Annotated in this window: 9 protein-coding genes; 5 read left to right on the forward strand and 4 right to left on the reverse strand. The window is 55.2% G+C overall.

Translation table 11 applies throughout. The features are described 5' to 3' along the window. Positions 1-93: 93 nt before the first annotated feature. Positions 94-564: a Dps family protein gene (locus B2R48_RS03485; RefSeq protein ID WP_062956389.1), complete on the forward strand. Its 471-nt coding sequence runs from the start codon at positions 94-96 to the stop codon at positions 562-564. Between the two features lie 146 nt (positions 565-710). Here B2R48_RS03485 and B2R48_RS03490 read toward each other — a convergent pair whose 3' ends face one another. After that, on the reverse strand, positions 711-1,745 hold the full coding sequence (locus B2R48_RS03490) for a TRAP transporter substrate-binding protein (protein ID WP_296997845.1): 1,035 nt from the start codon (positions 1,743-1,745) through the stop codon (positions 711-713). 147 nt (positions 1,746-1,892) lie between these two features. Further along, positions 1,893-2,909 (reverse strand): aromatic ring-hydroxylating oxygenase subunit alpha, encoded by a 1,017-nt coding sequence (locus B2R48_RS03495; protein WP_296997847.1) that lies wholly within the window; start codon positions 2,907-2,909, stop codon positions 1,893-1,895. 172 nt (positions 2,910-3,081) lie between these two features. Here B2R48_RS03495 and B2R48_RS03500 point away from each other — a divergent pair, with 172 nt between their 5' ends. Together B2R48_RS03500 and B2R48_RS03505 are read left to right on the forward strand one after the other, a co-directional pair. Then, positions 3,082-3,804: a GntR family transcriptional regulator gene (locus B2R48_RS03500; RefSeq protein ID WP_213473750.1), complete on the forward strand. Its 723-nt coding sequence runs from the start codon at positions 3,082-3,084 to the stop codon at positions 3,802-3,804. Positions 3,805-3,937: 133 nt separating this feature from the next. Next, the gene (locus B2R48_RS03505) at positions 3,938-4,903 is read left to right on the forward strand and encodes a PDR/VanB family oxidoreductase (protein ID WP_296997851.1); all 966 of its coding nucleotides are present in this window, start codon (positions 3,938-3,940) and stop codon (positions 4,901-4,903) included. A 52-nt stretch (positions 4,904-4,955) separates the two neighbouring features. On the opposite strand, the gene B2R48_RS03510 is transcribed toward B2R48_RS03505, so the two are convergent. Then, positions 4,956-6,224, reverse strand: a complete 1,269-nt coding sequence (locus B2R48_RS03510) for an amidase (protein WP_296997853.1) — start codon at positions 6,222-6,224, stop codon at positions 4,956-4,958. A gap of 243 nt (positions 6,225-6,467) precedes the next feature. Here B2R48_RS03510 and msrP point away from each other — a divergent pair, with 243 nt between their 5' ends. Continuing rightward, positions 6,468-7,436: a protein-methionine-sulfoxide reductase catalytic subunit MsrP gene (gene msrP, locus B2R48_RS03515; RefSeq protein ID WP_213473747.1), complete on the forward strand. Its 969-nt coding sequence runs from the start codon at positions 6,468-6,470 to the stop codon at positions 7,434-7,436. A 69-nt stretch (positions 7,437-7,505) separates the two neighbouring features. On the opposite strand, the gene uvrB is transcribed toward msrP, so the two are convergent. Further along, positions 7,506-9,641: an excinuclease ABC subunit UvrB gene (gene uvrB, locus B2R48_RS03520; protein ID WP_213473746.1), complete on the reverse strand. Its 2,136-nt coding sequence runs from the start codon at positions 9,639-9,641 to the stop codon at positions 7,506-7,508. A gap of 329 nt (positions 9,642-9,970) precedes the next feature. Between uvrB and B2R48_RS03525 the strand changes: the two genes are divergently transcribed. Beyond that, positions 9,971-11,173, forward strand: a complete 1,203-nt coding sequence (locus tag B2R48_RS03525; RefSeq protein ID WP_296997857.1) for an aspartate transaminase — start codon at positions 9,971-9,973, stop codon at positions 11,171-11,173. The last annotated feature ends 84 nt before the right edge of the window (positions 11,174-11,257 follow it).

The following is an 11,257-nucleotide window of genomic DNA, read 5'->3' on the forward strand; positions in this document are numbered from 1 at the left end:
AAACGATTGATTGGCATAAATTTTTCCTGTGTTCGATACTGTTTTCAGAACCAAGGAGCAAGAGGGGCTCCCCACCCCGGAAAGGAGATAACCATGCAGATTGATATTGGCATCAACGAGTCAAACCGCACTGCAATCGCCGACGGCCTTGGCCGTGTTCTGGCAGACAGCTATGCGCTTTATCTGAAAACCCATAACTTCCACTGGAACGTGACGGGTCCGATGTTCCAGACCCTGCACACCATGTTCGAGGAACAATATACCGAACTGGCCACCGCGATTGATGAAATCGCCGAACGTATCCGTTCGCTGGGTGCCTATGCCCCGGCCAGCTTCTCGGCCTATGGTGAACTCACCGCGATCAAGGAAGAAAAAGGTGTTCCCGCCGCCAAGGACATGATTGCGCAACTGGTCGAAGGCCATGAAACCGTGATCAAGACCGCGCGTTCGCTCTATCCGATTTGCGATAGCTCGGACGATGACGCCACCGCAGACCTTCTGACGGCCCGTATTCAGGTCCATGAAAAAACCGCCTGGATGCTGCGCTCCCTGCTTGAAGGCTAAACACCGACTTTTCGCGTCCCAACGCAAAACGGCCCGGAACATTCCGGGCCGTTTTTATATATGTGCGTCACAAGAACACCACACCCTTGCGACGCACGATGCCTGCGACCGGGAAAGGAGCAACCCGGTCACCGGGCTGAAACATCTCACTGGCTGTGTTTGGCAATCGCTGCACGTGCGGCGGCCACGATGGCGGCACCATCAACACCCTTGTCGTTCATTTCCGCGATCCAGCGATCAATCACTTCGTCGGCTTTTGCGGCAAACTTTGCGGTTTCATCGGCTGAAAGCGTGACCAACTCACCGGATTTGGCAAAGATCTCCTCACCGCGCGGTTCAATCGCATCCCATTCCTCGCCGATTTCGCGCGCGATACTCTGACCGGAATTATCATCGATGACCTTTTTCAGATCATCCGGCAGGGCATCGTAACGATCCTTGTTCATGGCGAACATAAAGACCAGCGTTCCGAACCGAACACCCTGATCACCTTCGATGGCATACTGGGTCATATCCGGGATCTTGAACGGAATGGCGACCTCGTGCGGGATCAGCGCACCGTCAACAACACCAAGCGACAAGGCCTGCGGCAAATCGGGAACCGGCATGCTGACCGGCTGTGCACCCCAGCTTTCGAGCATCCATGCCCCGGTACGAGACGGTGCACGCAGCTTCATGCCTTCGACATCAGCAAGGCTTTCGATCTTTTTCTCGGTGGTGAAAATTGCCTGTCCCGTATGGACATGGATCAGCAACGGCTTGATATCGTCAAAGTCCTGCGACAGGTGCTCTTCATAGATATCCTGAATGGCCATGTTGGTGATGGCCGCACTGCCGGTATGAACGAACGGCAGTTCAAATACTTCGCTGCGCGGATAGACACCGGGCGTATAGCCAAGTGCGCTCCACCCCAGATCCACCGCGCCATCACGGATATGGCTGTAAAGTTCGGTCGGCTTGCCGCCCAGCGCCATCGCCGGATAAATCTCGATCTTGATGCGACCGTCAGATTGTTCCTCGATCCGCTTGGCCCAGGGCTCAAGGAACTTGGCTTGTGCTGTTGCCTTAGGCCCCAGAACATGTTCAAGCACAAAAGTGAATTCCGGTTCGGCCTGCGCGGAAAGCGCACTTGCCAAACAGCCAGCAGCAACTGCTGCCGATACAAACAGGCGTTTTAACATTTTCAACCTCAGACGTTTTCCCTGAAAATGCGCTCAGCACCCCCGCCCGCTTGGCACGGTTTTGGTGCGGTATTTCACAGCGCTGAGCGTCTCTCTCATTTAGTAGCGTTCTTCAACCGGTTCGGATCCGGCTTTGGTTTGCGTTGATTATTCCGCAGCAGAAGCAAGTGCCCGATCAATCAGACGCCGTGCACGCACACCGCCCGCATCAATATTGAAGTTCAAAAGCTTGCGTTCCGGATGGCGCAGCATGTTGGCCTGCTGACCTTCGACAACTTCAAGATCCTCATAGAACACCTTGGCCTGCGCATCTTTGATATTCTGGGTCAGCCCGTTATCATCGATGTCAAAGTTGCGCACCATGCCCCAGTAATAGCGACACGTGGTTTCTGTTTCCGGGGTCATGCAGTTCACGACAATGCCGGTCACACCTTTCGACCGGTCCCCCTGCTGCGCACCGGTCCCGGCCAGTGCAACACCAACATCAATCATCACGTTGGATGGCAGGGTAAAGGTACAGATCTGCCAGCGGTCGCAGACTTCCTTGGATTTCAGGTTATTGGCCCAGAACGGCGGCGGCACGATGTTTTCCATCCACCGTTCGACCGTGACGCTTTCGTCATCGGATCGCGTCTGGGGCAGACTTTCGGTGATCTCAAGCTGACCGATGCTGGATGGATGCACATAAGTCTCGTGGCTCAGATCCATCAGGTTATCGACCAGAAGCTCGTACCCGCACTTCACATCATAGGTACCGCCATCAAAGACCCAGCCTTCTTCGGACGCATGCGGAATTTCCGGCACAAGCGCCTCGTCAGCCTTTTCCTTGTCGCCGATCCAGACCCAGACAAACCGGTCTTTCTCGACCACCGGATAGGCCTGGACACAGGCCTCGGGATGGATGCTTTGCTGGTTGGGCATGTGAACACAGGCACCATCACCATCAAATTCCAGTCCGTGATAGCCACACACAAGACGGTCGCCTTCGACATAGCCCTGACTTAGCGGCAACAGACGATGCGGGCAGCTGTCTTCAAGCGCGACCAATGACCGGTCGGCACGGCGATACAAAACAATATTTTCATTACAGATCGTACGCGCGACGGGGGTGCGGCCAATTTCGCCGTCCCAGCCTGCGACGTACCAGAAGTTACGCAGGAACATCGTTCTCTCCCTTGGCGTCATTTAAAACGCTTACGTTCAAGTGGAATTCAATCCACCCAAGTTTTTGTTATGGTTCTAACCGTAATCAAATTGGATCCAATTTGGCAAGATGCTTTTTTCATAATCCGAACTAAACTATGATCCCCCGACAGTCACAAGAACGGAAACCGGCATGAGCAAACACGGCCAGCGCGTCCTGATTACGTTGCGAAAAATGATCGCCAACGGGGAACTTCCACCCGGCGAGCGGGTGGCAGAAATCCCGATTGCTGAACGACTTGGCGTATCACGCACACCGGTCCGGATTGCCTTTCGCACACTTGAACAAGAAGGTCTGCTGCGCAAAGGGGATCGTCGCGGATATACCGTGCGCGCCATCACCCCGACCGAAATTGCCGATGCCATCGAAGTGCGTGGCGTCCTCGAAGGACTTGCCGCCCGCCTTGCCAGTGAACGCGGCATTTCCCTTCCGGCCCGCAGCCACCTGATCGAATGCCTGGCCACGGGTGATGCCCTGTTTTCCAAGGGATTCCTCACCGACGAGGACATGGAAACCTATCACGATTTCAACATGCGCTTTCATAACACCATCATCGAGTCGAGCCGCAATGTCGCCATCGAAGATGCCCTGTCGCGCAACGACCACCTGCCATTTGCGTCTGTATCATCCATCGCCTTTAACCGCGACGACATGACCGGCGAATTCCGCCGATTCAATTTCAGCCACATGCAGCATCACATCATTTTCGATGCCATCGACAATGGCCAGGGCGCGCGCGCCGAAGCCCTGATGCGCGAACATGCAAATGCGGCACTGCGCTATACGCAAATCCTTGGCCCGACACAGGATATGCCTGACAACTTCACCGTCATCGAACGCGAAGATACCGCATAATCCACACCGACCCGCATTTTCCAATCCCATCGGGTTTGACAAAATTGGATCCAATTGGTCTAATCTGGATCCAGTCAAACCCACAGACAAACACACTCAGAGCGAATCTGAGGACCCGGGAAGGAAAATCGCCATGCCTGAAGTTACCGTTCAACAGGTCCACGACCTGACCGACCGCATACGCGGTTTTGATCTTGTTGCCACCGACGGCACAAGCCTGCCGCCCGCCGAACCGGGTGCGCATATCAAACTCACCGTCACCGATAAATCCGGCCAGCCAGTCAAACGGTCCTACTCCATCATCAACCCGGGGCAGGCCAACCTTTACCGGATTGCCGTGCTACGTGAGGAAGGCGGCGAAGGCGGGTCCATGTATATGCATCAAAAGGTCAAAACCGGCGATGTCATCGAAATCGATCTGCCGCAAAATGACTTCCCGCTTGTTGAAAGTGCGGCCAAAACCATCCTGATTGCCGGCGGCATTGGCATCACGCCAATCCTTGCCATGGCAACCGCATTACAACAGGCAGGCAAGGATTTTGTCCTGCATTATGCCAGCCGCAACCACACAGACATGGCCCTGATGACAGAGGCGCTTGATGCCGCCAACGGGCGTTGCGCGCTTTACTTTGATGGCGGCGATGCAAAACGCAGCATGCCGCTTGCCACCATCCTTGGCACGGCTGAGGCCGGCAAGCACGTCTATGTCTGCGGTCCGGGCGGTCTGATTGATGCTGTACTTGATACCGTACGTCGCAATCGCTGGGCGTCGGAAAATGTTCATTATGAACGCTTTACCACCCCTGCCGCCCAGCTTGACGACACCAGTTTCGAGGTTCACCTGGCGCAAAGCGGCCAGACCTTCGAAGTCCCGGTTGGCAAATCGGTGCTGGATGTCCTGATCGATGAAGGCATTGACCCGCTTTACGACTGCAAAAAGGGCAATTGCGGAATTTGCACATCGGTCGTCCTTGAACATGATGGCGATCTGTCGCATCGCGACGCCTATCTCAGCGACAGCCAGAAAGCCCAGAATGATCAGATGTGTATTTGCGTCTCCCGCATGCAAAGCAACGGTCGCCTAACGCTGGATCTCTAAACAAAAATGGCCCGGATCGTGTCCGGGCCGTTTTCCCGTCCGATTGGGACGATCAGTCAAATAGCGGATCAATCAGGCGTGCAGCGTTCAAAACGGCTTTGTCGCGTCCGTGCGTGGCAGCAATCATAAGTGCCGCGGGTGCCGTTTCACCGGCAACACCAACCGGGATCGAAATCGCACAGGCATCAAGCAGATTAAGCATGCCCGTATTACGCAGCATGAGCGGGTTCAGCGTTTCGATATCCGCCTCGACCTCGGCAATCTTGGGGGCCATTCTTGCCAGGGTCGGCGCAATCATGACATCCACCTCCGCAACCGCAGCCCCGAAACGGGAAATCACATCTGTGCGTTTGGCATAGGCTGCGATGACGTCGTCCTTTGTCAGGCTATCGGCAAATTTCAGTCTTGAAAGGACATAGGGGTCTCCGCAGGTCTCAAGGGCTGCAAAGTCCTTTGCATAGATGGCGTTTGCTTCGCTCGACACCAGATCACGGGTGACCAGCGCATTTTCGGCAACAAAGCCCATGTCAATCTCGACCAGCTCATGGCCTGCATTGCGAAGTGTATCGCAAATCATCTCAAAGTCGGCCTTCACACGTTCAGAAATGTCATTGGTAAAGGCGTTGACCGGAACTCCGATCCGAAGTTTTTTATCCTCGGCCTGGGGAACGCTTTGGCCACTCATGACCTCAAACACCGAAATTGCGGTTTCAAGATCGCGCGCCAAAGGCCCGGGAGTATCAAAGCCATCGGCCAGCGGCAAAACACCTGCTCTGGGCACAGAAAGGCGACTTGGCTTATAACCGTAAAGGCCATTGATCGCGGATGGAATTCGGATCGAGCCCCCCGTATCCGTCCCCATCGCAATATCCACCAGACCAAGGCCTGCACTTACCCCGGCACCGGATGACGATCCACCGGGAATACCTTCCGGATCAAAGACATTGCCGGGCGTGCCGTAATGCGGGTTCAACCCGACGCCGGAATAGGCAAATTCGCTCATGCTGGTGCGGCCAAATGGCACAGCCCCGGCTTCTTTGATCAGGCGCACAACCTCGCTGTCCTCTCGTGCGGGGGCTGCGGTCTTAAGAAGTTCTGATGCGGCCGTCGTCCGGATGCCAGCCTCATCGTAAAGATCCTTAATCGACACCAGCTTCCCGGCAAGCGGCAAATCTGGGTTGGCAGCAACAAGGTCTTCTGCCGTCTTGGCAGCGCGCAAAATACGATCTTCGTCAAACTCGGTGAATATTTTGCCCTTCAGATCACCAAGCGCGTTGACCCGATCAATTGCGGCCTTGGCCCTGTCGATTATTGCACCCATTTTTGCACCCTAATTACATTGTCCTGATATCTTGAGGCGGAATATCGCGTTGATTCCGCTCAAAAGCTTTCCACTGTCATAGGCTTACCCATCACTGCGATCAAGGATCGGATCGCCGTTTTATCCCGTATAGACAAATGAACATACGTGATTCCAAGTCCTTTCACCGCCCGCTCACCGAGGCGTGACTTGCCCGAAGCAGGTTTTCCAAGGACAGTATGCTAAGGATCAACGGAGGACACCATGCTGATACGCCGCAAAAAGGGGTGGGAAATCCCCGAGAAAGACGCCACGCCAGAGTCGATATACAAAAACCGCCGCCAATTCCTTAAGGGAATCGCCGCTGGATCGATCGGCGCAACAGCATCAAGCTTCCCGCTGGGCTCTGCAATGGCACAGGGATCGGGTTCGACCGCGGATCTGTATCCGGTGGATCGCAACCCGGCCTATACGGTCGAACGCGAAATGACCGAGAAGTCCAAGGCGCTGACCTATAACAACTTCTATGAATTCGGATCGCACAAATCGATCTCGCAGGCAGCCCAGGCCATGCGCATCCGCCCATGGACCGTGGTGATCGACGGGCTGGTTGAAAAGCCGATTGAAATCGACTTCGAAGACCTTGTGCGCAAGATGCCGCTTGAAGAGCGCGTCTATCGCTTCCGCTGTGTCGAAGCCTGGGCGATGACCGTGCCCTGGTCCGGTTTCCCGATGAAGGCACTGGTTGATTTCGCCAAGCCGCTGTCAGGCGCGAAATATGTCGAAATGGAAACCGCCAGCCAAAAGGACACCATGCCGGGCCTGCGTCAGTTCTGGTATCCGTGGCCCTATATCGAAGGCCTTACCATGGCCGAGGCCACCAATGAACTGACCATGATTGCTACGGGCATTTATGGCGAAGAAATACCCAAGCAGAACGGTGCACCGCTGCGTCTGGTGACGCCTTGGAAATACGGTTTTAAAAACATCAAATCTATCGTCCGCTTTACCTTTACCGACAAGCGCCCGAAAAGCTTTTGGGAAGAAATCAACAGCGACGAATATGGTTTCTGGGCCAATGTTAACCCGGAAGTTCCCCACCCGCGCTGGTCGCAGGCGCATGAGAGGCTGCTCAATAACGGCGAAAGCGTGCCGACCCGGATCTATAACGGTTACGGCGAATATGTTGCCGACATCTACAAGGGCATGGAAAACGAACGGCTGTTTATGTAACCCTTACTCCATCGTCAAAAAACAAAAGCCGGTGTCATCAAACACCGGCTTTTCGTTTGGCTAGCTGTCTTATGGCCCCTTGCGACGCCGACCTTTGTATTTCGGTTTGTTGGCCGATTTTGATCCCGGCCCGGCGGTTCCAATCGTCCGCGCCATTGGCCCGGCTTCTGCCAGACCAAGTTCCTGATCCTCAAGACGCTTGATCTCGTCACGCAGCCTTGCGGCTTCCTCGAACTCAAGGTTCCCGGCCGCGTCACGCATGCGTTTTTCAAGATCCTCGATATGGGCGCGCAGGTTGTGACCAACCATCATGTCACCAGATACCCCGGTATCAACGGTGACGTAATCCTGTTCGGCGACACTTTCGAGAACATCATTGATCCGCGAGCGCACGGTTTCCGGCGTGATGCCATGTTCCTCGTTATAGGCCATCTGCTTTTCACGCCGGCGATTGGTTTCGCCAATCGCATATTCGAGGCTGTCGGTCATCTTGTCGGCATAAAGCAACACGCGCCCGTCAACGTTGCGCGCCGCGCGGCCAATCGTCTGAACCAGTGACGTCTTGGAACGCAGGAAGCCTTCCTTATCGGCATCAAGGATCGCAACCAGCGCACATTCCGGGATATCAAGGCCTTCTCGCAGAAGGTTAATCCCGACCAAAACGTCAAACACACCAAGCCGCAGATCACGGATGATCTCGATGCGTTCCAGCGTATCAATATCGGAATGCAGATAGCGTACCCGAATACCGTGCTCATGCAGGTATTCGGTCAAATCTTCTGCCATGCGCTTGGTCAGGGTCGTGACCAGAACACGCTGGCCTTTGGCGGCACATTCCTTGGCCTCGCCCAGCAAGTCATCGACCTGGGTTTCGACCGGACGCACGATACAGACCGGGTCAATCAGGCCCGTGGGGCGAATAACCTGTTCGGTAAACACACCGCCCGTGCGCTCCATCTCCCAATTCCCGGGGGTCGCGGAAACAAACACGCTTTGCGGGCGCATTGCTTCCCATTCCTCGAACTTCAGCGGTCGGTTATCAACGCAACTTGGCAGGCGGAAGCCGTGCTCGGCGAGCGTAAATTTGCGATTATAGTCCCCGCGATACATGCCGCCGATCTGCGGCACGGCAACGTGGCTTTCATCGACAAACAGCAATGCGTTTTCGGGCAAATATTCAAACAGGGTCGGCGGCGGCTCCCCCGGATTACGGCCCGAAAGCCAGCGGGAATAGTTTTCAATCCCCTTGCAGTGCCCGACGGTTTCCATCATTTCCAGATCAAAGGTCGTGCGCTGCTCGATCCGCTCGGCCGCCAGCAACTTGCCCTCGGCCTGGAACTGCGCCAGACGGTCTTTAAGCTCCTGCTTGATGCCGGACATCGCCTGTACCAGTGTCGGGCGCGGGGTGACATGGTGGGAATTTGCATAGACCGTGACCGAGTCCATGCTGGCAAACTTGTGCCCGGTCAGCGGGTCAAATTCTGCCAGTTCCTCGACCTCGTCACCAAACATCGACACGCGCCATGCCCGGTCTTCGGCGTGGGCCGGGAAGATTTCCAGAACGTCGCCACGCACCCGGAAAGTGCCGCGCGAAAAGGCCGCGTCATTACGGGTATACTGCAACTCCACCAGACGCTTCATGATGTCGTTACGATCAACCTCGTCGCCGACCGAAATGCGCTGGGTCATCTCAAGATAGGTTTCCACCGCCCCGATACCGTAAATGCACGATACCGATGCCACGATGATGCAGTCGTTGCGCTCAAGGATCGCACGCGTGGCAGCATGGCGCATCCGGTCGATCTGCTCATTGATCGAGCTGTCTTTTTCGATATAGGTGTCGGACCGCGGGATATAGGCTTCCGGCTGGTAATAGTCGTAATAGGAAACGAAATACTCGACCGCATTATCCGGAAAGAAATGCTTCATCTCGGCATAAAGCTGGGCGGCCAGCGTCTTGTTCGGCGCCAGAACCAATGCCGGGCGCTGCGTTTTGGCAATGATGTTTGCCATGGTGAACGTCTTGCCCGACCCGGTCACGCCCAGCAGAACCTGATCGCGCTCATCATCATTGATGCCCGCCATAAGTTCGGCAATCGCCTGCGGCTGGTCGCCGGCAGGCTCATATTCCGTCACCAGTTTGAATTCCCGTGATCCTTCAACAGGCGGGCGACGTTTGGTCAAAAATTCCGGTAGCGCATTCATCGGGCAAATCCTGTTTTCATCTTGCCTCTAGTTATAGGCCACATAAACCCAACCGCAAGCCCTGCCCCTGACAGTTCCTGTCAGGGAATGTCAGGAGACGTCAGGAAGAAACACCGGGAACATCGGGTGACTTGATACGTTTGCTCATCAGTTCTTTCCGCTCGGACTTCGAACCGCACTTCTTAAAGGCGACAAAATTGGATAAAATCATCCCAAAGAACCCGCAAAAGGCCCTAAACAGCCTTGAATTGGAACAAGCGCAGGCGTAGGGTCCGAACCGAAAGAACACGATTCTTTTCAATTCTCATAAATTCCAGGGAAACAGACCAATGGCGTTCATTGCCGACCGTTTGAGCCGTATCAAACCCTCCCCCACCATTGCTGTCACCACCAAGGCTGCCGAGCTTAAGGCTGCTGGCGTTGATGTGATCGGGCTTGGCGCAGGTGAGCCGGATTTCGATACCCCCGACAACATCAAAGAAGCCGCAAAAGCTGCGCTCGATGCTGGCAAGACCAAATACACTCCGGTCGCTGGCACGCCCGAGCTGCGCAAGGCGATTGTCGAAAAGTTCAAGCGTGAAAACGAACTGGAATACACCATCGACGAAATCACTGTCGGTTGCGGTGGCAAACAGACCCTGTTCAATGCGTTCTTCGCAACGCTTAACCCGGGCGACGAAGTCATCATCCCGGCACCGTACTGGGTTTCCTATCCGGACATGACCCTGATGGCCGAAGGCACCCCGGTCATTGTCGAGTGTCAGGAAGCAAACGACTTCAAGATCACGGCCGCTGAACTTGAAGCCGCGATCACGCCGAAAACCAAATGGGTTGTTCTGAACTCCCCGTCCAACCCGACCGGTTCGGCCTATTCGCGTGAAGAACTCCGCGCGATTGCTGACGTGCTTCTGAAACACGAAAACGTCTATGTCATGTCTGACGACATGTATGAGCACCTTGTCTATGACGGTTTCGAATTCACCACCATCGCCCAGGTCGAGCCGAAGCTCAAAGACCGTACGCTCACCTGTAACGGTGTGTCGAAATCCTATGCGATGACCGGCTGGCGTCTGGGTTATGCCGCAGGACCGAAAGACCTGATCAAGGCGATCAACAAGGTTCAGTCGCAAAGCAGCACCCATACCTCCTCGATCAGTCAGGCCGCATCAATCGAAGCACTTAGCGGTCCGCAGGACTTCCTGGCAGAGCGTGCCGAAGTCTTCAAAAAGCGGCGTGACCTTGTCGTCGCAGCGCTGAACGACTGCGAAGGCCTGTCGTGCAAAACCCCGGAAGGTGCGTTTTATGTCTATCCGTCCTGCGCGGGCGCGATTGGCAAAACCACCCCGGATGGCAAGAAAATCGAAACCGATACCGACTTCGTGACCTACCTTCTCGAAGCAGAAGGCGTTGCGGCAGTTCAGGGTTCGGCATTTGGTCTGGCACCGTATTTCCGCATTTCCTATGCGACCTCGGATTCTGCTTTGACCGAAGCTTGCGCACGTATCAAACGTGCTTGCGCTGCCCTGAAATAAGGTCTGCCTGTCCGATCTTCGGGCCTAAAAACACCCAAACAGGGTCCGGCACTTGCCGGACCCTGTTTTTTTGTCCATGATCGC

It is taken from the genome of Thalassospira sp. UBA848 (assembly GCF_002295455.1).
In the GTDB taxonomy this organism is placed as follows: Bacteria; Pseudomonadota; Alphaproteobacteria; order Rhodospirillales; family Thalassospiraceae; genus Thalassospira.

Bases quoted from the DNA above. Each gene is read 5' to 3' on its own strand.
- B2R48_RS03485 (WP_062956389.1), top strand. From the start codon at position 94: ATGCAGATTGATATTGGCATCAACGAGTCAAACCGCACTGCAATCGCC.
- B2R48_RS03490 (WP_296997845.1), bottom strand. From the start codon at position 1,745: ATGTTAAAACGCCTGTTTGTATCGGCAGCAGTTGCTGCTGGCTGTTTG.
- B2R48_RS03495 (WP_296997847.1), bottom strand. From the start codon at position 2,909: ATGTTCCTGCGTAACTTCTGGTACGTCGCAGGCTGGGACGGCGAAATT.
- B2R48_RS03500 (WP_213473750.1), top strand. From the start codon at position 3,082: ATGAGCAAACACGGCCAGCGCGTCCTGATTACGTTGCGAAAAATGATC.
- B2R48_RS03505 (WP_296997851.1), top strand. From the start codon at position 3,938: ATGCCTGAAGTTACCGTTCAACAGGTCCACGACCTGACCGACCGCATA.
- B2R48_RS03510 (WP_296997853.1), bottom strand. From the start codon at position 6,224: ATGGGTGCAATAATCGACAGGGCCAAGGCCGCAATTGATCGGGTCAAC.
- msrP (WP_213473747.1), top strand. From the start codon at position 6,468: ATGCTGATACGCCGCAAAAAGGGGTGGGAAATCCCCGAGAAAGACGCC.
- uvrB (WP_213473746.1), bottom strand. From the start codon at position 9,641: ATGAATGCGCTACCGGAATTTTTGACCAAACGTCGCCCGCCTGTTGAA.
- B2R48_RS03525 (WP_296997857.1), top strand. From the start codon at position 9,971: ATGGCGTTCATTGCCGACCGTTTGAGCCGTATCAAACCCTCCCCCACC.